The organism is Pseudomonas sp. SAS7 (assembly GCF_052112345.1).
Lineage (GTDB): Bacteria > Pseudomonadota > Gammaproteobacteria > Pseudomonadales > Pseudomonadaceae > Aquipseudomonas > Aquipseudomonas putida_Q.
In genome coordinates this window covers 171,906-193,659 of the sequence record NZ_JBEGGO010000004.1, presented here as the reverse complement: position 1 = coordinate 193,659, position 21,754 = coordinate 171,906, and the positions used below count along the sequence as shown (strand labels likewise).

The window sequence follows — 21,754 nt, the reverse complement described above, 5'->3', positions numbered from 1 at the left end:
TGATGAACTTGGGCAACGTTGCGTAAGCGGATGTTGCGGGGTAGCGCGGGGGTGAGGCAATTCGCCGCAAACGGAACGGGGCGATAATCGAACGGAATGTTCCATTTGGTTAATTGTTTTGCTTTGACAGGCTCTTCGCAGCACAACGCTGCTCCCGCAGGTCGAGCGTCCGCAGCAACAACAGCGGCCGGCAAAACAAAAAGCCCACCGTAGAGGTGGGCTCGATGCTGCTACAAACTCAATCAGCCTTTCGGTGCTTGCACCGATGCCTGCTGGTTGGCCTGCCCGGTCTGCTCATACCAGCCACCGCCGAGCGCCTTGTACAGGTTGACCTCACTGGTCAGCTGCGAAAGGCGGTCGGTAATCAGCGACTGTTGGGCGCTGAACAGGTTGCGCTGGGCGTCGAGGAAGGTCAGGTTGCTGTCGATCCCGATGCGGTAACGGCGTTCAGCCAGGCGGTAGTAATCCTGGTTCGCCTGCACCAGGTCGCGCTGGGCCTGCAGCTGCTCTTCGAAGGTCTTGCGCGCCGCCAGGCCATCGGAGACTTCCTGGAAGGCGGTCTGGATGGTTTTTTCGTACTTGGCGACGTTGATGTCCTTCTGGATCTTCGAGTAGTCCAGGCTGGCCTTCAGGCTGCCGGCGTTGAAGATCGGCAGGTTGATCTGCGGCTGGAACAGCCAGGTGCCCTGGCCACCGGCGAACAGGTGACCCATGTCGGGGCTCAGGCTGCCAGCGTTGGCAGTCAGGCTGATGCTCGGGAAGAACGCTGCACGGGCGGCACCAATGTTGGCATTGGCGGCCTTGAGCAGGTGCTCGGCTTCCTGGATGTCCGGGCGACGCTGGAGGATGTCCGACGGCAGGCCGGCCGGTACTTCGGCCAGCTGGTCGGCATTGAGCTCCAGCGGCTTGGCCAGGTTGGCAGGAACGCCGGTGCCCAGCAGCACGGTCAGGCTGTTGACGTCCTGGGCGACCAGGCGCTGGTACTGCGAGTACTTGACCCGGGCGCCTTCCACGGCGGTGCGCGCCTGGCTGACGTCGAGGGCCGAAGCCACGCCGACTTCATTGCTGCGACGGGTGAGGTTGTAGCTTTGCTCGTAGGTCTTCAGCGTTTCTTCGGTCAGCTTGAACAGGGCCTGGTCGGCCTGCCAGGTGTAGTAGGCGTTGGCCACGCTGGCGACCAGGGCGATTTGCGTGGAACGACGCGCCTGCTCGCTGGACAGGTAGGTTTCCAGCGCCTGCTCGGTCAGGCTGCGCACACGGCCGAACAGGTCCAGCTCATAGGCGCTGACGCCCAAGGTGGCCGAGTACTGGCTGGTGATGCCAGATTCGCCGGTTTGCGACATGTTCGCCGGTACGCGCTGGCGGGTGCCGCTGCCGGTGGCGGAAACCGCCGGGAACAGGTCGGCACGCTGAATGCGGTACTGCGCGCGGTAAGCGTCGAGGTTCAGCGCCGCGACGCGCAGGTCGCGGTTGTTGACCAGCGACGTCTGGATCAGCTGTTGCAGTGCCGGGTCGTGGAAGAACTGGCGCCAGCCCTGTTCGGCGGCAGCAACGTCTGCCGATTGCGTCGGCGAGTACGCAGGGCCTTGCGGCCACTGCGCTGCCATCGGCGCGTCCGGGGTCTGGTAGTCAGGGATCAGCGAGCAGCCGCCAAGGATGAAAGCGGTTACCGCCAGGGACAACAAAGACTTGGTCATTGCCCAGCCTCATAACGTGGAGTTTCAGGGGTGGCGTCTTTTTCCGGCTCTTTGCTGCCGAACAGCGACGACACTGCGACGAAGAACAGCGGTACCCAGAAGATAGCCAACACGGTCGCACTGATCATGCCGCCGATCACACCGGTACCGATGGCGTGCTGGCTGCCGGCGCCGGCGCCGCTGGCGATGGTCAACGGTACCACGCCGAGGATGAACGCCAGCGAGGTCATGATGATCGGGCGCAGACGCATGCGGCACGCCTCGATCGCTGCGTCGTACAGGCTGCGGCCTTGCTCGTGCAGTTCCTTGGCGAACTCGACGATCAGAATGGCGTTTTTCGCCGCCAGGCCGATGGTGGTCAACAGGCCGACCAGGAAGTACGTGTCGTTGGACAGCCCGCGCAGGCTGGTGGCGATCAGGGCACCGATGATACCCAGCGGTACTACCAGCACGACGGCGATCGGGATCGACCAGCTTTCATACAGTGCAGCCAGGCACAGGAACACGAACAGCACAGAGAGGGCAAACAGTGCCGGCATCTGCGAGCCGGAGAGTTTTTCCTCGTAAGACATGCCGGTCCAGGAGAAGCCGATACCGTCCGGCAACTCGCCCGCGATGCGTTCCACCTCGGCCATGGCATCACCGGTACTGTAGCCCGGGGCCGGAGCACCCAGGATTTCCATCGCCTCGACGCCGTTGTAACGGGACAGCTTGGGTGAACCGTAGGTCCACTCGCCTTTGGCGAACGACGAGAACGGGACCATTTCGCCTGCACCGTTGCGCACGTACCACTTCTGCAGGTCTTCCGGGCTCATCCGTGCGTTTGGTTCGCCCTGGATGTACACCTTCTTGACTCGGCCACGGTCGATGAAGTCGTTGACATAGCTGGCACCCAGCGCAATCGACAGGGTGTTGTTGATGTCGGCAATGGTCACGCCCAGGGCGCTTGCACGTTCGTCATCGATAGTCAGCTGGTACTGCGGCTCATCGTTCAGGCCGTTCGGGCGCACGGCGCTGAGCACCTTGCTTTGTGCGGCCTTTGCCAGGAACTGGTTGCGCGCTTCCATGAGCTTGGCATGGCCGACGCCGCCGCGGTCCTGCAGGAACACGTCGAAGCCGGTAGCGTTACCCAGTTCGAGTACCGCAGGCGGCGCGAAGGCGAACACCATCGCGTCGCGGAAGGTGAAGAAGTGCTGCTGGGCACGCTCGGCCAGGGCGAACACACTGTTCTCCTTGGAGCGTTCGCCCCACGGCTTGAGCATGATGAACGCCATGCCCGAGCTCTGGCCGCGGCCGGCGAAGTTGAAGCCGTTCACAGTGAACACCGATGCCACGGTGTCGGCCTCTTCCTTCAACAGGTACTCACGCATCTGGTCAACCACAACCTGCGTACGTTCGGCGCTGGAGCCGGCCGGGGTCTGTACCTGGGCAAACAGTACGCCCTGGTCTTCTTCCGGGAGGAAGGCAGTAGGGATACGGGCGAACAGCCAGATCATGCCGACCACGATCAGCGCGTAGCCGAGCAGGAACGGTACCTTGTTGCGCAGGATAGCGCCCACGCTGCGCTCGTAGCCGTTTACGCTGCGGTCGAAGTTGCGGTTGAACCAGCCAAAGAACCCGCCTTTGGCGGTGTGGTGCTCACCTTTCTTCAGCGGCTTGAGCATGGTGGCGCACAGTGCCGGGGTGAAGATAAGCGCTACCAGCACCGAGAGGCCCATGGCCGACACGATGGTGATGGAGAACTGCCGGTAAATCACACCTGTGGAACCACCGAAGAACGCCATGGGCAGCAGTACCGCCGACAGTACCAGGGCAATACCCACCAGGGCGCCCTGGATCTGTTCCATCGAACGTTTGGTCGCCTCCTTGGGCGGTAACCCTTCTTCGGACATGACCCGTTCGACGTTCTCCACCACGACGATGGCGTCGTCCACCAGCAAGCCGATGGCCAGGACCATGGCGAACATGGTCAGGGTGTTGATACTGAAGCCTGCGGCCGCAAGGATGCCGAACGTACCCAGCAACACCACCGGTACGGTCATGGTGGTGATGATGGTGGCGCGGAAGTTCTGCAGGAACAGGTACATCACCAGGAACACCAGGACCACGGCCTCGATCAGGGTGTGGATCACACCGCTGATCGACTCGGTGACCACCGGGGTGGTGTCGTACGGGAATACCGCTTTCACGCCAGGCGGGAAGAACGGTTCGAGGCTTTTGATGGTCTCGCGCAGAGCCTTGGCGGTGTCCAGGGCGTTGGCGCCGGTAGCCAGTTTTACGGCCAGGCCGGAAGCCGGCTTGCCGTTGAACTGGGCGCTGACCGCGTAGTTTTCACCGCCCAGGCCCACTTGCGCGACGTCACCCAGTCGTACCTGGGAGCCATCCTTGTTGACCTTGAGCAGGATCTTCTCGAACTGCTCGGCGGTTTGCAGGCGGGTCTTGCCGATGATGGTGGCGTTCAGCTGGGTACCAGGCAGCGCCGGCAGGCCGCCGAGCTGGCCGGACGACACCTGCACGTTCTGCGCGGCCACGGCGGTCTTGACGTCGACCGGGGTCAGCTGGAACTTGTTCAGCTTGGCCGGATCGAGCCAGATACGCATGGCGTACTGCGCACCGAATACCTGGAAGTCACCCACACCCGCAGTACGCGAGATCGGGTCCTGCATGTTGGAGACGATGTAGTTGGCCAGGTCGTCCTTGGTCATGCTGCCGTCTTCGGACACCAGGCCGATCACCAGCAGGAAGTTTTTCACTGCCTTGGTAACGCGGATACCTTGCTGCTGCACTTCCTGCGGCAGCAATGGGGTGGCCAGGTTCAGCTTGTTCTGTACCTGGACCTGGGCGGTGTCGGGGTTGGTGCCTTGTTCGAAGGTGGCAGTAATGGTCATGCTGCCGTCGGAGTTGCTTTCCGACGACACATAACGCAGGTTGTCGATACCGTTGAGCTGCTGCTCGATCACCTGTACCACGGTGTCCTGCACGGTTTGCGCCGAAGCGCCCGGGTAGGTCACGGCGATGGCGATGGCCGGCGGCGCGATGCTGGGGTACTGGTTGATAGGCAGCTTCAGGATCGACAAGGCGCCGACCAGCATGATCACCAAGGCGATCACCCAGGCGAAGATCGGGCGATCGATAAAGAACTTCGACATGGTTTACTCCGCTTTGGCGTCTGCTTTCGCCGCGTTGGCCTGATCAGGGCTGCCCGGCTTCTTGACGTTGGTGGCTTCGCTGACCTTGACCTCGACGCCCGGGCGCACGTACTGCAGCCCTTCGGTGATCAGGCGGTCGCCTGGGTTGAGGCCTTCCTCGATCAGCCAGTCGCTGCCCAGGGTACGGCTGGCCTTGAGCTGGCGCAGTTCGACCTTGTTCTCCTGGTTGACCACCAGGGCCGTTGGTGCACCTTTGAGGTCGCGGGTCACGCCCTGTTGCGGTGCCAGGATGGCGTTGGCGTTGACCCCGGCCTTGAGCCGCGCATGCACGAACATGCCTGGCAGCAGGGTGTGATCGGGGTTGGGGAACAGTGCGCGCAGGGTGACCGAGCCGGTGGTCTCGTCGACCGCCACTTCGGAGAATTCCAGGCGGCCTTCCTGCTTGAACAGGCTGCCGTCTTCCAGTACCAGCTGAACCGAGGCGGCGTTGTCGCCGGCCTTTTTCAGCTGGCCGCTTTCCAGGTCACGGCGCAGCTTGAGCAGCTCGGCGGTGGACTGGGTAACGTCGACGTAGATCGGGTCGAGCTGCTGGATAGTGGCCATGGCGTCGGCCTGACCGTTGCTCACCAGTGCACCTTCGGTGAACGAAGAACGGCCGATACGGCCGCTGATCGGCGCCAGGACCTTGGTGTAGCGCAGGTCGATCTGTGCGCTTTTCAGCGAGGCCTCGGCCTGCAATCGTTTGGCATTGGCGTCGTCGTATTCCTGTTTGGAGACGGCCTGTTCGTCAATCAGCTGCTTGTAGCGCTCGGCCAGCGAGCGGGTAGCCTGCAGGTTGGCCTGGGCGTTGCCCAGGGTGGCTTCGTACACGGCAGGGTCGATCTGGTACAGCTGCTGGCCTTCCTTCACCTCACTACCTTCCTTGAACAGGCGCTTGAGGATGATGCCGTTGACCTGCGGGCGCACTTCGGCGACCCGGTAGGCACTGGTACGCCCCGGCAATTCCGAGGTCAGGGTGAAGGCTTGCGGCTGGATGGTCACGACGCCGACCTGAGGAGCCTGCGCCGCTGGCGCTGCTTCTTCTTTTTTACAGCCACTGAGCAGGGTTGCCAGGGCGACGGCGGAAACCAGAGCGGTAACGGCTGGCTTGAATTGCATGAGGATCCTCGGGTCGCTGGAGCAGGGAGACGCTCAAGAGTAATGGAAGAGATCTTGATCTGGAAAAATTGCTATCCGGTGGATAAATAGCTTGCTAAGGAATATACTTACATTCATGGTTGTTTGTAAATACCGCTGGGTTGTACTCAGGTACTGCCACAGCTCTTGATTAGCTCATCCGCGAGGCTCCCAGCAGAGGTGCCCCGGGAACGTTCCCCGTACGCGCCGCGCGTTCGGGCCAGATGAGGTTGTACTGCCATGGTCCGTCGAACCAAAGAAGAAGCCCAGGAAACCCGCGCCCAGATCATCGAGGCGGCGGAAAAGGCCTTCTACAAGCGCGGGGTTGCGCGAACCACCCTGGCCGACATCGCCGAACTGGCGGGTGTGACGCGCGGGGCGATCTACTGGCACTTCAACAACAAGGCAGAGTTGGTGCAGGCGTTGCTCGACAGCCTGCACGAAACCCATGACCACTTGGCGCGGGCGAGTGAAAGCGAGGACGAAGTCGACCCGCTTGGCTGCATGCGCAAGCTGCTGCTGCAAGTGTTCAACGAGCTGGTGCTCGATGCCCGAACCCGGCGTATCAATGAAATTCTGCATCACAAGTGCGAGTTCACCGATGACATGTGTGAAATTCGCCAGCAGCGCCAGAGCGCGGTACTGGATTGCCACAAAGGCATTGCCCTGGCGTTGGCCAATGCCGTTCGCCGGGGCCAGTTGCCTGACGCGCTGGATGTCGAGCGCGCAGCGGTGGCGATGTTTGCCTATGTCGATGGCCTGATCGGGCGCTGGCTGTTGCTGCCTGACAGTGTCGATCTGGCGGGCGATGTCGAAAAATGGGTCGACACCGGGCTGGATATGCTGCGCTTGAGCCCGGCCCTGCGCAAATGACACTTTGTTAAGGATTGTGAGGGAGTGTTTCCCGTCTGTATTAAGAGAGGATTAATACTTCCGGGGGGCCCTGAACGAAGCACAGGAACAGCGCACCCTTCATCGGCCGCGTAATTGCCGGTCGGGCAGCGCAAATGCCGCAAACACTCCCAGCACCGCTACCAGCGCACTCCCCATCAGCAAATGCCGGAACGTCTCCGTCAACCGGCCCTGCGTCGCCAGGTCCACCTCACCGGCCTTCAGGCTTCCCAGCAAGGGATTCCCCAGCATTTCGAACCCGCCCTGGTGCAGCAGCGCCAGCAGCAGGCTGGACATGCAGGCCACGCCCATGGCCCCGCCCAGCGAACGGAACAGGTTGGTGGTGCTGGTAGCCACCCCGATGTCCTTGCTGTCCACCGCGCTTTGCGTGCCCACCAGCGATGTCGGGAACTGCAACCCGCAGGCAATGCCGGTCAGCAGCATGAACAATGCACTGAGCCACCCAGACTGCGGCGGTGTCAGCGCCATGGCAAAAATGGCCACTGGCATCAGCAGTGCGCCCGCCAGAATCTGCGGCTTGTAGCGCCCGGTGCGGCTGGTCATGCGCCCGCCGGTGAAGGCGCCCAGGGGCAGCCCCATCGCCAGTGGCAGCAGGTGCAGGGCGGCGCTGTCGGCACCGGCGCCGGTGATGCCCTGGTAGCGCAACGGCATGAGCATGGTCAGGGAAATCGACTGGAAACTGGCGAAAAAGATCACGCCCCAGCACAACACCGCGACCCGGTTGCCAAACAGGCCCAAGGGCAGTAGCGGCTCCGGGCAGCGGCGCTCATGAGCGATGAACAGCGCCAGGCCCAGCACGGCGCAGGCGAACAGGGCCAGTACGGCCGTGTCGACCCAGGCGTGGCCCTGGCCGACCAGAGTGATGCCCAGTAACAGGCTGCCCAGGCCGAGGATCAGCAGCACGGCGCCGAGGTAGTCCACCTGTGCCTCGCGGCGCTGCGCCGGCATGCCGGCCAAGGCCCGGTGGATCGCCCACAAGGCAACCAGCCCCAGCGGCAGGTTGATCCAGAATACCCAGCGCCAAGACAGGTACTCGGTCAACCAGCCACCCAGCACTGGCCCGGCGACACTCGCCACTGCATACATGCTGCTGAAATAGCCCTGGTAGCGGCCGCGTTCACGCGGGGGCACGAAGTCGCCGATGATTGCCTGGCTGACCGAAACCATGCCACCCGCGCCAATGCCCTGCAGTACCCGGGCCAGTACCAGTTGCTGCATGTCCTGGGCCATGGCGCAGGCGATCGAGGCAAGGGTGAACAGGCTGATGCCGGTCAGGATCATCCGCCGCCGCCCGTACAGGTCACCCAGCTTGCCGTAGATCGGCACGGCCACGGTCATGGCCACCATGTAGCCGGAGATGACCCACGCCAGCAGGCCGACATCGTTGAACTGAGCCGAGATCGCGGGCAGCGAGACGGCGACGATGGTCTGGTCCAGTGCGCCGAGGAAGATTGCCAGCATCAGGGCGGTCAGCACGTTGCGCAGTGTGGTGGGGGGCAGGGCGGCGGTCACGGGAATACCTTGTTTGTCTGTGGCGGCCTCTTCGCGGGCAAGTCGGATTGTAACCTGAGTTAGGTAGCTTCCTATGTACTATCTGCATCCCCTATGCCGAATCGGCATTGGCGCATTCATCCAGTGCAGCATGGCTGCGTGATATCGTTGGTATGCCACAGGGGCTGAAATCCGGGGCTTGCACCAGCTTGGTGCAACAATATGCCGCAGGTTTTTCAGCCCGCTGTCTCCCACACCTTTTATTCCTCTGCCTGCATGTCGAGCATGACCGCCCAGATGGCGACGGTTGGAACAGGTCAGGTAGACCCGATTACAGGGGTCGGTAGTTACCGTTCAAATTTCAACTTATTTGCGGAGTGATCATGCCCAAGGCTTCCCATCAAGATCTGCGTTTTGCCTTCCGCGAACTGCTCGCTTCAGGTTCCTGTTACCACACGGCATCGGTGTTCGACCCGATGTCGGCACGCATTGCCGCAGACCTGGGCTTCGAGGTCGGCATCCTGGGTGGTTCTGTCGCTTCGTTGCAGGTACTGGCCGCGCCGGACTTCGCCCTGATTACCCTCAGCGAGTTCGTCGAGCAGGCCACCCGTATTGGCCGGGTAGCGCAATTGCCCGTGCTGGCTGATGCCGACCACGGCTACGGCAACGCGCTGAACGTGATGCGCACGGTGATCGAACTGGAGCGCGCCGGCGTGGCCGGGCTGACCATCGAGGACACCCTTTTGCCCGCCCAGTTCGGGCGCAAGTCCACTGACCTGATCCCGGTCGAGGAAGGCGTTGGCAAGATCCGTGCGGCGCTGGAGGCACGGGTCGATTCGTCGTTGTCGATCATCGCCCGCACCAACGCTGGCGTGCTCACCACCGAAGAAATCATCGTGCGCACCCAGAGCTACCAGAAGGCCGGTGCCGATGGCATCTGCATGGTGGGCGTGAAGGACTTCGAGCAGCTCGAGCAGATTGCCGAGCACCTGACGGTGCCGCTGATGCTGGTCACCTATGGCAACCCCAACCTGCATGACGATGAACGCCTGGCGCGCCTGGGTGTGCGTATCGCAGTCGACGGCCATGGCGCCTACTTCGCTGCGATCAAGGCCACTTACGATTGCCTGCGCTTGCAGCGTGGCAAGCAGAACAAGTCGGAAAACCTGAGCGCCACCGAACTCTCGCACACCTACACCCAGCCCGAGGATTACATCCGCTGGGCCAAGGAATACATGAGCGTCGAAGAGTGACCGGCAGGGCGCCGTCAACTCAACGGACGGCGCTCAAGGTTGCAGTGTGAGGCACGCAATGTGCCTGCTCGCAGCTGGCTGCGGCGCTGGGCTGACTGCGTAGCAGCTCGGCGCGCCAGCAAGCAGAACCATAAAGCCCTGCGACGGCCGTCATGGCCATGACAAGGGCGACTCTTCTGGATTTGATGCCCATGCTACTCACCTCCTGTTACAGCAATAGGTGATACCTTCCAGCTTAGGCCAAATTCCGCGTTACAGATCCCGATCCCACTCCGGCTCGTCCTTGAACCGCTGCACCAGAAAATCCAGCATGCTGCGCAAGGTCGCCGGCATGTGCTTGCGCGACGTATAAACCGCATTCAGGTTCAGGGTACGCGGCTGCGCTTCGGGCAGCAGGCGCACCAGTTCGCCCCTGCGCAGGGCGTCGGCAGTCTGGTAGCTCGGCAGCATGGCGATGCCAGCGCCGGCCAGTGCCGCCTTCTGCAATGTCATCGCTTCGTTGGCGCTGATGTTTCCCGCCACCGGCACGGCGACCTGCTGGCCGGCTACCTCGAAATGCCAAAGGCTATGGCCGAAATAGGCATGGGTGAGGCAGTTGTGCCGGCTCAGGTCCTCGACCCGTTGCGGTACGCCGTGCTCGCTCAGGTAGGCCGGGGCCGCGCACACCACCGAGCGGCACACGCTCATACGCCGGGCGATCAGGTTGGGGTCCAGCTCGTTGCTGGTGCGGATGGCCAGGTCGATGCGCTCATCCACCAGGTTGACGGTGCGATCGAGCATTTGCAGTTCCACCTTCACCCCAGGATAGCGCCGCACATAGGCAGCCACCGCGTCCACCAGCTGCGCCTGGCCGAAAGAGGTGCTGACGCTGATGCGCAGCGCGCCTTTTGGCGCGTCATCAGGCTGCTGCACTGCGGCCTGCAGGTCGCCGGCCAGTTCCAGCAGTTGCCGGCAGCGGGGCAGGGTTTCCTGGCCGGCCGCGGTGAGGCTGAGCTTTCGAGTGGTGCGCTGCATTAGCCGCGCGCCAACCCAGTCCTCCAGCTCTGCCAGGTAACGCGACACCACGGGGCGAGACAGCTGCAGGTGGTCTGCCGCTGCTGACTGGCTGCCCAGGTCGACGACGGTGACGAAAACGCGCATGGCGTTAAGACGGTCCATGATTTGCCCGGTTTTAGAAACAAACTATGTTCGAGCATCGCATTTTTTGCGACGGATCGGGCAACTAAGCTGTTGGGCATTGTTCAACTGAAGGTCTTGCCCATGTCCCTGTTCACCCCCCTGCGTAGCCTGCTACTGGCCTGCGTGACTCTGGCCGGCCCGGCGCTGGCAGCCGAACCGTTGCAACTGGACGTCTACAACCCCGGGCACGCGGCCATTTTCCCGGTCAGCTCGGTGATTGTCAGTGGCGAGCACGATGCCGTGCTGGTCGACGCCCAGTTTGGCAAGGCCCAAGCCCAGCAGCTGGTGCAGCGCCTGCAGGCTGGCGGTAAACGCTTGACTACCATCTACATCAGTCACGGCGACCCGGACTATTATTTTGGCCTGGACACCCTGACCCAGGCCTTCCCCGACGCCAAGGTGCTGGCCTCTGCCTCCACGGTTGCACATATCCGCCAGACCATGGATGCCAAGCTGGCGTACTGGGGGCCGCAGATGGGGGCAGACAAACCGGAGCGGCTGGTGGTGCCACAAGTGCTCGAAGGCCAGCGCCTGACGCTGGAAGGGCAGGCCCTCGAGGTGGTTGGCCTGGACGGCCCGCAACCAGACCGCAGTTTTGTGTGGATCCCGTCAATCAAGGCGGTGGTCGGTGGCGTGGTGGTGGCCGAAAACATTCATGTGTGGATGGCCGATACTCAATCAGCCAGGTCCCATGCCGACTGGCTTGGCACCTTGGCGCACATCGAAGCGCTGGGGCCACGCACGGTCATCCCGGGGCACTTCCTGGGAGACAGCAGCCGTTCACTGCAGGCTGTGCGCTTCACGGCAAACTACATTCGTGGGTTCGATGCCGAAACCGCCAAGGCGAAAGACGCCAACGCGCTGATAAAGGCCATGAAGCAGCGTTACCCGGGCCTGGCCGATGAAAGCTCGCTGGAGCTCGGGGCCAAGGTCGCCAAGGGCGAGATGAAGTGGTAATTCCGTTCAATTGATGGAGAGTATTCCCATGAGCAAGATCGCAATCATCGGTGCCACTGGCCGCGCTGGCAGCCAGTTGCTGGAAGAAGCCCTGCGCCGTGGCCACAGCGTATTGGCCATTGCCCGTGACCCTTCGCAACTGCAAGGCCGTGAAGGGGTGACCGTCAAGGCGCTGGATGCCAAGGACAGTGCGGCCCTGCAAGCGGCGGTAACGGGTGTGGACGCCGTGTTGAGCGCGGCGCATTTCTCGACCATCGAGCCTCAGGCGATCATCGAACCGGTCAAGCGGGCCGGGGTCAAGCGCCTGTTGGTGGTGGGGGGGGCCGGCAGCTTGTTGCTGCCGTCGGGGCACCGGGTGATCGACAGCCCGGATTTCCCGGAAGCCTACAAGGCCGAAGCCACTGCCGGGGTGCGGTTTCTGGAGACGTTGCAGCGCGAGCCAAACCTTGATTGGACCTTCCTCTCGCCGTCGGCGGAGTTTGTTGAAGGTGAGCGCAGTGGGCGCTACAAAGTGGGCAAGGATCATCTGCTGATCGGTGCGGATGGCAAAAGCTGGATCACCTTCGCCGACTATGCGATTGCCATGCTCGACGAACTGGAAAAGCCGGCGCATTCGCGGCAGCGGTTCACAGTCGGCTACTAAGTCGCCTGCTTCGCGGGCATGCCCGCTCCCACAGGTACAGCACAGACTCCGAGGCCCACACTGTACCTGTGGGAGCGGGCGCGCCCGCGAAGAGGCCCTTATTGGCTAGCCTGGCTCTCCAGCCAGTCCAGTAACTCCACCAACCCCGGCGGCAAGCTTCTGGCCTGGCTCACCAGGTAATACCCTTTCCCGGTCACAACCTTTTGCGCAAACGGCATGCACAGCCGCCCCCCGCGCAAGTCATCGCCAATCAGCGACCAGTCGCCGATGGCCACGCCTGTCCCCTGCGAAGCCATGGCCATCGCCATGTCCAGTGTCTCGAAATGCTGCTTCGGCCCATGAGTGGCCAACGTCACCCCAGCGGCCTGTAGCCACAACTGCCAGTCATGTTCGTCCCGCGAGGGGTGCAGCAGCATGTGCCGCGCCAGGTCTTCCACCTGCTGCAACGGTATCGGCCCCTCACGCAGCGAGGGGGCGCACACTGGCGTAAGTTGTTCATCGAACAGCTTGCGCACCTGCAGCCCGTGGTTCGGCGCATCGCCATAGACCACCGCCGCATCGAAGCCCTCGCGACGAAAATCCACCCCATGCTGCACTGTGGTGGTCAATTCCACCGGTACATCCGGGCGCAGTGCCTGCCATTCCATCAGGCGCGGCAGCAGCCAGCGCATCACGCACGTCGGGGCCTTGAGCTGCAAGGTCGTGCTGCGCCCACCCACTTCACGCACGCCTTGCTCGATCAGCGCGAACACCTGCTGCACCCGAGGCAGCCAGTCCTGGCCTTCACGGGTCAGGCTAAGCCCGCGGGCCTGGCGCTGGAACAGGGCATAACCAAGGTGCTCTTCGAGGGCGGCGATCTGGCGGCTGACGGCGCCCTGGCTGATGTGCAGCTGTTGCCCTGCACGGGTGAAGTTGCAGTGCTGGGCGGTGACCAGAAAGGTGTGCAGGGCGGGCAGGGGCGGGAGGCGTTTCATCGCACTGAGCCATGATGACAGGACATGGCTAGTATGTGTTTTTTTGCATTGTGGCGATAGCCGTGGCTTGGGTCCAATAAGGGCATACTCCAACAAGATTCATGGTGAACCCGATGGCAACCTGCGGCGAAGTACTGGTCAATCTCCTTGAAGGCTATGGCGTCGACCATGTCTTCGGCATTCCCGGTGTACATACCGTTGAGCTCTACCGTGGCCTGGCGGGCTCGTCCATTCGCCACATCACCCCGCGCCACGAGCAGGGTGCCGGGTTCATGGCTGATGGCTATGCGCGTACCCGTGGCAAACCTGGGGTGTGCTTCATCATTACCGGCCCTGGCATGACCAACATCACCACTGCCATGGGCCAGGCGTATGCCGACTCGATCCCGATGCTGGTGATTTCCAGCGTGCAGTCCCGTGACCAGCTGGGCGGTGGCCGCGGCAAGCTGCACGAACTGCCCAACCAGTCGGCGCTGGTGTCGGGAGTGGCGGCGTTTTCTCACACCTTGATGAGTGCTGCAGACCTGCCGCAGGTGCTGGCGCGGGCATTTGCCGTGTTCGAGAGCGCCCGGCCACGCCCGGTGCATATCGAAATCCCGCTGGACGTGCTGGTGGAACCGGCCGACTTCCTGCTGCCGGGCCGCCCGGTGCGTGGCAGCCGGGCAGGGGCAGCGCCGCAGGCCGTGGCACAGATGGCCGAGCGCCTGGCAGGTGCCAAGCGGCCCTTGATCCTGGCGGGCGGTGGCGCGTTGGCTGCGGGTGCTGCGCTGGCGCGCCTGGCCGAACACCTTCAGGCGCCAGTGGCGCTGACCATCAATGCCAAGGGTTTGCTGCCGGCCAGCCACCCGCTGCAGATCGGTTCGACCCAGTCGCTGCCGGCTACACGAGAGCTGGTGGCTGAAGCGGACGTGGTGCTGGCGATCGGTACCGAACTGGCTGAAACCGATTATGACGTGACCTTCAAGGGTGGTTTCGAGATCCCGGGCAGCCTGCTGCGCATCGATATCGATCCGGACCAGACCGTGCGTAACTACTTGCCGGAGCTGGCGCTGGTAGCCGATGCCGAGCTGGCCGCCGAGGCACTGCTCGCTGCCTTGCAGGCCCAGCCGCAACCTGTGCGCGAAAGCACCTGGGGTGTGGCTCGCGTGTCCAGCCTGCGCCAGGCACTGGCGGCAGGCTGGGACCAGCCAACCCTGAGCCAGACGCGTCTGCTGAGCGCGATCCTGGAGCGGCTGCCCAATGCCGTGCTGGTAGGCGATTCGACCCAGCCGGTGTACACCGGCAACCTGACCCTGGACATGCACCAGCCACGTCGCTGGTTCAATGCCTCGACCGGTTACGGCACCCTGGGTTACGCGCTGCCTGCGGCCATGGGCGCCTGGCTGGGCAGTGCGGAGGATATCGGCCAGCGCGCACCTGCGGTGTGCCTGATTGGTGACGGTGGTTTGCAGTTCACCCTGCCGGAGCTGGCCAGCGCGGTGGAGGCGCAGGTGCCGTTGATCGTGCTGCTGTGGAATAACCAGGGGTACGAGGAGATCAAGAAGTACATGGTCAACCGGTCGATCGAGCCGGTCGGGGTAGATATCCATACCCCGGACTTCATCGGCGTGGCGCGGGCGCTGGGGGCTGCGGCGGAGCATGTGGTGGATGTGGCGCAGTTGCAGGCGGCGCTGGGGCAGGCGGTGGAGCGCAAGGGGCCGACCTTGATTCAGATTGACCAGAATCAGTGGCAGGAAACCGTGGCGGGTTGAATCAAGGTTATTACCTGTGCGGGCCTCTTCGCGGGTGAACCCGCTCCCACAGGATCGCCACAGTGTTCGAAAGCTGTGGTGATCCTGTGGGAGCGGGCAAGCCCGCGAAGAGGCCAGTACAGGAAAAACAGGACTCAGACAGCAGTAGCCCGCAACCGGGCCACATCCCGAATCGGCGGCGCACCATACAGCCGGCTGTATTCACGGCTGAACTGCGAAGGGCTTTCATACCCCACCCTGTAGGCCGCCACCGCCGCCTCTAGCCCGTCGTTGAGCATCAACCGCCGCGCCTCCTGCAGGCGCAGCTGCTTCTGGTACTGCAACGGGCTCATCGACGTTACGGCCTTGAAGCGATGGTGCAAGGTCGAAGTGCTAAGGTTGACCTCACGGGCCAGGTCCCCGATGCGCAGGGGCAGCTGGTAGTTGTTGTTTAGCCAGGTAATGGCCTGGCACACCCGGTGAGTCTGGCTGTTGGCCAAGGCAATTTCATATAGCCGGCAACCCTGCGGCCCACGCAGCAGGCGGTATAGAATCTCGCGGCGGAACAGCGGCGCGAGCATGGCGATGTCGCGCGGGGTGTCCAGCAGGCGCAGCAGCCTCAGCAAGGCGTCGAGCAATGCGGCATCGGTCCGTTCCACATACAGACCACGGCCCGTGGGCCGGTTGGGTACCAGCATCGGCCCGCTTTCGGCGATCAGCTGGCTGATCTCGGCCGGGTCCAGGTCCATGCGCAGGCCCAGGCTTGGGTTCTCCGGGCTGGCGTCGAGCCTCACGCCGCTCAGCGGCAAGGTCACCGAGACCACCATGTAGTGCAGGGGGTCGTAGGCATACTGCTCGTCCCCCAGGAACAGGCTTTTGCTGCCCTGGGCAAGGATGCACAGCGCGGGTTGGGCCAAGGTCGGCACCGAGCGCACGTTCTCGGTGTAGCGCACCAGGTACAAGTCATCGATGGCCGATGCCGGGCCATGGGGGTCGCCGGCATGGCGGCGGATCAGCTCGGCCAGTTCCTGGCGCTGCAATTCCAGGGGCGGGTCGATGGACGTGGCGGTGGTCATGATGGCTTTCCTCTACTGACCGACGCAGCATAGGTTTGGGCAAAGACGGGCGCTAGTCGAAAGCTGCACGTCGCTTGCCTGATCCTGCCGTGCTGCAGGATCAGGCAATCGGCAAGCAGTAATGGCCTAACGCGCCGCGCGGGTGAGCCCCTAACCTTGGCAGCCTGGCTTTTCCGTCCGCCTGCTTCAAGGAGATTGTGCAATGACCCTAAAACAACCGGTCACCCATCTTGCTTTCATCCGTGCCAGCAGCGGGCGCTCGGCAGAACTGGGCGCGCGCCTGCGCGACCTGCTCGAGCCCTCGCTGCGTGCGCCGGGTTGTCTGAGCTTCACGGTACAGCGCTCCCAGGCCGATGCCGACCTGTGGTTGCTCAGTGGCAGCTGGCAGGATCAGCAGGCGATGAGTGGCTACTTTGCTTCGCCGACCCTGGATGTGTTTGGCGAGCTGGTGCAGGCGCAGGTGGTCAGCAGCCTGGACTTGCACACCTTCGATTGAGGGTGGATGAGGTAAAGTAGCGCCCTTGTTCAACCACGCGGATAGCAACATGGCACGTAGGGAATTCACTCATTTCGAAGCGGTATCGGCGATGGTGCCGGTGGAAGGTGGCGGCTACAACGCGGCCATTGCGGTCAAGGCCCTGACCATGGGCGGCGCGCCGCGCTTTCACAAGGTCCTCGACGGGCAGGTGTTCAAGGGCGCCGTGGCCGCCGACGAAGCGGCCACGGCCGAGCTGCAACGCCTGCAAGGCATCAGCGAAGAGGGTGAACTGATCTGGTGATCAGGCCGGCGGGCGGCCCATCTTGAACAGGTTGCCCAGCTCGAAATAGTCCGCCGGGCCACCGCCACGCAGGATAGGTTCGGCGGCAGCGGTATCGTAGATGCCGTTTTTAAGCAGGTGCTCGGCAATGTGCACCGCAACCACTTCTCCGAGGATCAGCCAGCTGGGCACCAGTGCCTGGTCGGCCCGCTTGAGCTGGACGATCTGGCTGACCTTGCACTCGAACGCCACCGGGGTTTCGCCCACGCGGGGCACGCTGACGATGCTCGACGGCGTGGCGCTAAGGCCGCTCAACTCGAACTCGCTCACCTCGGCAGCAACCGGCGCGCAGCTCTGGTTCATCTGCTCGGCCAGTGGCCGGGTGGCCAGGTTCCAGACGAATTCGCCGGTCTGCTCAATGTTGTTCAGGCTGTCTTTGCGCCCGACACTGCAGAAACCGATGATCGGCGGGATGTAGTTGAAGGCGTTGAAGAAGCTGTAGGGCGCCAGGTTCAGTCGGCCTTCGCGGTCATGCGAGGAAATCCAGCCGATAGGGCGGGGGCCGACGATGGCGTTGAACGGGTCGTGGGGCAGGCCGTGGCCTTTGGCAGGTTCGTAGTAATACATCTGTGCTGGGCTTGTTGGCCCTACCTCCTGGTGGACAAGGTGCCTAGTGTGCCAAGCCTGTGCTCGCCTGCAAATGATCAAGCCCGGCCGAAGCCGGGCTGGGTGCTCGCATCAGGTATCAGCTGATGCGGTGGGCGTTGGTGCGGTCGAAGCCGTCTTCGGCGAAGCGCTGGCCGCCAGTGCGGTCGAAACCGTCTTCAGCGAAACGTTGGCCACCGGTGCGGTCAAAACCGTCTTCAGCGTAGCTGGCGGACTGGGTTTGAGCCGCGGCAAAGGTGTGAGCGCTGGTACGGTCGAAGCCATCTTCGGCGAAGGCGCCAGCTGCGAAAACCGAGAGGGCCAAGGTGAGGATCAGTTTGTTTTTCATGGTCGTTGCTCCGGGGTTCGAGAAGTTGTTTGTTTCTATGGGTTTAATCCTACGCCGATTAATTTGATTAAAAAGCGCAAAAAATAGCGTTTAAAAATCGAATAAATCGATGTATTTGGGCAGGCTTCGCGTGGGTCAGGCAGCGGTGTCAGTGAGTAGCCGCAAGCCCTCGCGTCGTCGTTTTGTCAGCCATTGCAGCTTGAAGGTCGGGAATTAATGGGGCGTTAACAGCGAACTATCTTGTTTCAAAGTCCGCTCAACGCTTTTTTCATACAACACCAACCGATTTTTCAGACCTTGCTCAGCACCATCGCCGCACCTCAAACTGGAGCGGCAAAACAATGAACAAACTCCCGCAAATCACCTTGGCCTTCTGGGTCATGAAGATCTGCGCTACTACCCTTGGCGAAACGGCAGGCGACTTGCTGTCGATGACGCTGAACATCGGCTATGCACTCAGCTCGTTGATGCTGATCAGCGTGTTCCTGCTGACCTTGCTCGGCCAGCTCTACTCGCGCCGCTACCACCCGATGCTGTACTGGCTGGTGATCCTCTCCACCAGTACCGCTGGCACCACCATGTCCGACTTCATGGACCGCACCCTGGGCTTGGGTTATGCCACGGGTTCGGCCCTGCTCATCGGTATCCTGCTGCTGACCTTCCTGGTCTGGCGCCTGAGCGGCAACCCGCTGGATGTCACCCGCATCAAGAATCGCTCGGGCGAGCTGTTCTACTGGGTAGCGATCCTGTTTTCCAACACGCTTGGCACTGCCCTGGGTGATTACCTGGCCGATGATTCGGGGCTTGGTTTTGCCGGTGGCGCGCTGCTGATCGGCACTGCCATCGCATTGGTGGTCGTGGCCCGTTACTGGACGCGGATCCCTGGCGTGGTGTTGTTCTGGGTGGCGTTCGTGCTCACCCGCCCGTTTGGCGCCACCTTGGGCGACTTCCTCACCAAGCCACATGAAAAGGGCGGCCTGGACTTCGGCACAATCGGTTCGTCGGCCGTGCTGGGCGGGGTGCTGCTGGTGCTGGTGCTGATGGCCAGCTGGTACCAGCGCCGTGAGCCGCGTCAGGCGTTGGAGATGTCCTGAGTGTTGATGCGATAGCGGGTACTGCGGCCCCCGCCTGGCAGGCGAACCAGGCAAGCCTTGTCGAGCAGATCGGTAAGGTGGCGGGTCGCAGTGGCCTTGGAAACCTTCGCCACTGCCTGGTACTGCGTAGCGCTGATGCCCTCCTCGAAACCGCGGGGGCCGCCATCAAGCAACCTGTTGAGCACCTTGACCTGTTCAGGCAGCAAACCATCTGCGCGATGTGCCTGCCAGAACCTAGCCTTGGCCAGTATCCGGTCAATGTTTGCCAGTGCCTGTTCGAAGCTGCGCAGCAATGTGGCAAGGAACCAGGACAACCAGCGGGTGATATCCAGGTCGCCTTTCTGGCTGCGCTCCAGGACCTGGTAATAGCCGGCCCTGTCCTCGAGGATGCTGGCGGACATGGCATAGAAGCGAATGGCCTGGCGCTCAGCTTGGGCCAGCGCCAGGTCGGTGATCGCCCGGGTCAGCCGACCATTGCCATCATCGAACGGGTGCAGCGTGACAAACCAGAAGTGCGCAATACCGGCGCGTAACAGCGGATCCAGACCAGCGATATCGAGGCTGTTGGCAAACCAGTCGAGAAACGCCGCGAGCTGTGTTTCAAGACCCTCGCGCGGTGGTGCCTGGAAATGCACGGTGGGCTTGTCGAGACGGCCGGAGATCACCTGCATGGGCACTTCATCACGTAACTGGCCGACCAGTACTGCCTTGCTCAAGCTGCCGTGCGCTTCTGGGAATAGCCACTGGTGCCAAGTGAACAGGCGTTGCAGGGTCAGTGGTCGGTCATACCCTTGTGTAGCATCCAGCATCAGTTCCGCCAGCCCTTCACTGCGGGCACTGGTAGCGCCCGGTTCATCCATGCCCAGCCGACGGGCAAGAGAAGACCGCACTGAGCCCACATTCAGCTGTTCACCTTCGATTGCCGAGGAGGTGACGATGTTCTGCAGCAGTGTATCCAGCATGTTCTGGTAATCGCTGAGCCCATCGACGCTGCCGATCTTGCCCAGCAAACGACCTTGCATACTGATGCAGTTGCGCAGGAGCGGGGCAATGGCTTCGTTTTGCCAGGTAAATTGGGGCCAGGCTGGTTGCTGCCAGATCCACAAAGGGCTGTTCATGATTGTTCCGATCCATCCTGTGAGCCGAATAAGCCGGCTATTCGGCTCATTGGGTGAGCCGAATAATAGCGCTATTCGGCTCAAGCTGTGAGCCGAATAATGTAGCTAATCGGCTCACAGGTTGTCGTGCGTCATGAAAAAGGGGGCGCCCCATGTAATGGAGCGCCCCCTTTCAGTGTTGCCAACTAGCGTCAGTCAGTTGTAATCCGCGAGTGTTGCTTGGTGTCCTTCATGGTCGCGTAAACCAGCAGCGAGCAGGCGATACAGGCGGTGACGTACCAGTAGAAGCCGCTTTCCATGCCTGCGCTCTTGAACCACAAGGCCACGTACTCGGCGGTGCCGCCGAAGATCGACACGGTCAGGGCGTACGGCAGGCCCACGCCCAGGGCGCGGATTTCCGTTGGGAACAGCTCTGCCTTGACCACGGCGTTGATCGAGGTGTAGCCGCTGACGATGATCAACGCCGCCATGATCAGGAAGAACGCGCCCCACCAGGTCTGGATGGTGTGCAGGGTGCTGAGGATCGGTACGGTGAACAGGGTGCCGAGCACACCGAAGGCGATCAGGATCGGACGTCGGCCGATCTTGTCCGACAGGCCACCGATCACCGGCTGCAGGCACATGAACAGGAACAGCGTAGCGGCCGAGATGGTGGTCGAGTCGCTGATGCTCATGCCCACGGTGTTGACCAGGTACTTCTGCATGTAGGTGGTGTAGGTGTAGAAGGCCAGGGTGCCGCCCATGGTCAGGCCGACCACGGTCATCAGCTCCTTGGGGTGGCGCAGCAGGGTGCGCATCAGGCTTTCCTTGGCCTTTTCCTTCTTGGTGAACGAGGCGGTTTCTTCCATGCCGCGACGCAGGTACAGGGCCACCACTGCGCACAGTGCACCGATCACGAACGGCACGCGCCAGCCCCAGGCATACAGTTGCTCTGTGGTCAGGGTCTGCTGCAGGACAATCAGTACCGCCAGGGCGATGAGCTGGCCGGAGATCAGGGTCACGTACTGGAAGCTGGAGAAGAAGCCACGGCGTTCCTTGCTGGCCATTTCGCTGAGGTAGGTGGCCGAGGTGCCGTACTCGCCACCCACCGACAGGCCTTGCAGCAGGCGTGCGATGACCAGCAGGACCGGTGCGGCGACGCCGATGGTTTCGTAGCCCGGGGTCAGGGCAATGACCAGCGAGCCGGCGCACATCAACAGTACCGAGGCCATCAGCGCAGCCTTGCGGCCTTTGCGGTCGGCGTACAGGCCCATCAGCCAGCCACCGATCGGGCGCATGAGGAAGCCCACGGCGAAGATCGCGGCGGTATTGAGCAATTGTGCGGTGGAGTCACCGGCCGGGAAAAAGGCCTTGGCGAAGTACAGCGAGAATGCGGCGTAGACGTACCAGTCGTACCATTCGACCATGTTGCCGATGGACCCGCTGAAGATCGACTTCAGGCGGCTGGCGGTGGTTTTTTCTGCGGCGGGCGCAGTGGCCGCCCCAGCGGGCAGGGAGGTGGCGTTATCCATCAGGGATACCTTCTCGTTGTTTTTGTGGAGCGCGCCGTGGCG

The 21,754-nt window shown here is 62.5% G+C and carries 18 protein-coding genes and 1 pseudogene; 8 read left to right on the top strand and 11 right to left on the bottom strand.

All coding sequences use genetic code 11. The features are described 5' to 3' along the window. Window positions 1-242: 242 nt before the first annotated feature. The 3 genes from ABI582_RS08905 to ttgA are packed head-to-tail and all read right to left on the bottom strand — an operon-like array spanning window position 243 to window position 6,004. Entirely contained in the window at window positions 243-1,697 is a 1,455-nt protein-coding gene (locus tag ABI582_RS08905) for an AdeC/AdeK/OprM family multidrug efflux complex outer membrane factor (protein ID WP_442118991.1), read from the bottom strand. Next, window positions 1,694-4,846 (bottom strand): multidrug efflux RND transporter permease subunit TtgB, encoded by a 3,153-nt coding sequence (ttgB, locus tag ABI582_RS08900; protein ID WP_338745077.1) that lies wholly within the window; start codon window positions 4,844-4,846, stop codon window positions 1,694-1,696. The genes ABI582_RS08905 and ttgB overlap by 4 nt, the downstream gene beginning before the upstream one ends. Window positions 4,847-4,849: 3 nt before the next feature. Further along, window positions 4,850-6,004 (bottom strand): toluene efflux RND transporter periplasmic adaptor subunit TtgA, encoded by a 1,155-nt coding sequence (gene ttgA / locus ABI582_RS08895; protein ID WP_061202926.1) that lies wholly within the window; start codon window positions 6,002-6,004, stop codon window positions 4,850-4,852. Between the two features lie 258 nt (window positions 6,005-6,262). On the opposite strand from ttgA, the gene ttgR reads away from it, so the two are divergent. Continuing rightward, entirely contained in the window at window positions 6,263-6,895 is a 633-nt protein-coding gene (gene ttgR, locus ABI582_RS08890) for an efflux transport transcriptional regulator TtgR (protein ID WP_086977981.1), read from the top strand. Window positions 6,896-6,994: 99 nt separating this feature from the next. Here the strand turns inward: ttgR and ABI582_RS08885 are convergent, their stop codons facing one another. Further along, window positions 6,995-8,446: an MDR family MFS transporter gene (locus ABI582_RS08885; protein WP_442118990.1), complete on the bottom strand. Its 1,452-nt coding sequence runs from the start codon at window positions 8,444-8,446 to the stop codon at window positions 6,995-6,997. A 362-nt stretch (window positions 8,447-8,808) separates the two neighbouring features. Between ABI582_RS08885 and ABI582_RS08880 the strand changes: the two genes are divergently transcribed. Beyond that, window positions 8,809-9,678 (top strand): isocitrate lyase/PEP mutase family protein, encoded by an 870-nt coding sequence (locus tag ABI582_RS08880; RefSeq protein ID WP_016498133.1) that lies wholly within the window; start codon window positions 8,809-8,811, stop codon window positions 9,676-9,678. 252 nt (window positions 9,679-9,930) lie between these two features. Here ABI582_RS08880 and ABI582_RS08875 read toward each other — a convergent pair whose 3' ends face one another. Then, window positions 9,931-10,836 (bottom strand): LysR family transcriptional regulator, encoded by a 906-nt coding sequence (locus ABI582_RS08875; protein WP_442118989.1) that lies wholly within the window; start codon window positions 10,834-10,836, stop codon window positions 9,931-9,933. Between the two features lie 102 nt (window positions 10,837-10,938). On the opposite strand from ABI582_RS08875, the gene ABI582_RS08870 reads away from it, so the two are divergent. Further along, the gene (locus ABI582_RS08870; protein WP_442118988.1) at window positions 10,939-11,814 is read left to right on the top strand and encodes an MBL fold metallo-hydrolase; all 876 of its coding nucleotides are present in this window, start codon (window positions 10,939-10,941) and stop codon (window positions 11,812-11,814) included. A gap of 28 nt (window positions 11,815-11,842) precedes the next feature. Further along, a complete protein-coding gene (locus tag ABI582_RS08865) occupies window positions 11,843-12,457 on the top strand; it encodes an NAD(P)-dependent oxidoreductase (RefSeq protein WP_442118987.1) in 615 nt (204 codons plus the stop codon). A gap of 98 nt (window positions 12,458-12,555) precedes the next feature. On the opposite strand, the gene ABI582_RS08860 is transcribed toward ABI582_RS08865, so the two are convergent. After that, window positions 12,556-13,431, bottom strand: coding sequence for a LysR substrate-binding domain-containing protein (locus ABI582_RS08860; RefSeq protein ID WP_442118986.1), 876 nt, complete (start codon window positions 13,429-13,431; stop codon window positions 12,556-12,558). 113 nt (window positions 13,432-13,544) lie between these two features. On the opposite strand from ABI582_RS08860, the gene ABI582_RS08855 reads away from it, so the two are divergent. Beyond that, window positions 13,545-15,182, top strand: a complete 1,638-nt coding sequence (locus tag ABI582_RS08855) for a 5-guanidino-2-oxopentanoate decarboxylase (protein WP_442118985.1) — start codon at window positions 13,545-13,547, stop codon at window positions 15,180-15,182. Window positions 15,183-15,316: 134 nt separating this feature from the next. Here ABI582_RS08855 and ABI582_RS08850 read toward each other — a convergent pair whose 3' ends face one another. Beyond that, window positions 15,317-16,237, bottom strand: a complete 921-nt coding sequence (locus ABI582_RS08850) for an AraC family transcriptional regulator (RefSeq protein WP_442118984.1) — start codon at window positions 16,235-16,237, stop codon at window positions 15,317-15,319. 202 nt (window positions 16,238-16,439) lie between these two features. On the opposite strand from ABI582_RS08850, the gene ABI582_RS08845 reads away from it, so the two are divergent. Both ABI582_RS08845 and ABI582_RS08840 read left to right on the top strand, forming a co-directional pair. Beyond that, complete coding sequence (locus ABI582_RS08845; protein WP_049278214.1) at window positions 16,440-16,733, top strand: putative quinol monooxygenase; 294 nt, start codon at window positions 16,440-16,442, stop codon at window positions 16,731-16,733. Window positions 16,734-16,782: 49 nt separating this feature from the next. Beyond that, on the top strand, window positions 16,783-17,016 hold the full coding sequence (locus ABI582_RS08840; protein WP_338745069.1) for a hypothetical protein: 234 nt from the start codon (window positions 16,783-16,785) through the stop codon (window positions 17,014-17,016). On the opposite strand, the gene ABI582_RS08835 is transcribed toward ABI582_RS08840, so the two are convergent. After that, on the bottom strand, window positions 17,017-17,622 hold the full coding sequence (locus ABI582_RS08835; RefSeq protein ID WP_338745068.1) for a flavin reductase family protein: 606 nt from the start codon (window positions 17,620-17,622) through the stop codon (window positions 17,017-17,019). A 121-nt stretch (window positions 17,623-17,743) separates the two neighbouring features. Continuing rightward, a pseudogene (locus ABI582_RS08830) lies at window positions 17,744-17,989 on the bottom strand (hypothetical protein); the annotation flags it as partial. A 341-nt stretch (window positions 17,990-18,330) separates the two neighbouring features. Between ABI582_RS08830 and ABI582_RS08825 the strand changes: the two are divergent. Then, window positions 18,331-19,083, top strand: coding sequence for a COG4705 family protein (locus tag ABI582_RS08825; protein ID WP_442118983.1), 753 nt, complete (start codon window positions 18,331-18,333; stop codon window positions 19,081-19,083). On the opposite strand, the gene ABI582_RS08820 is transcribed toward ABI582_RS08825, so the two are convergent. Then, on the bottom strand, window positions 19,062-20,201 hold the full coding sequence (locus ABI582_RS08820) for a Fic family protein (RefSeq protein ID WP_338745066.1): 1,140 nt from the start codon (window positions 20,199-20,201) through the stop codon (window positions 19,062-19,064). The genes ABI582_RS08825 and ABI582_RS08820 overlap by 22 nt on opposite strands. 191 nt (window positions 20,202-20,392) lie before the next feature. Beyond that, window positions 20,393-21,712: an MFS transporter gene (locus ABI582_RS08815; RefSeq protein ID WP_258653858.1), complete on the bottom strand. Its 1,320-nt coding sequence runs from the start codon at window positions 21,710-21,712 to the stop codon at window positions 20,393-20,395. Between the last annotated feature and the right edge of the window lie 42 nt (window positions 21,713-21,754).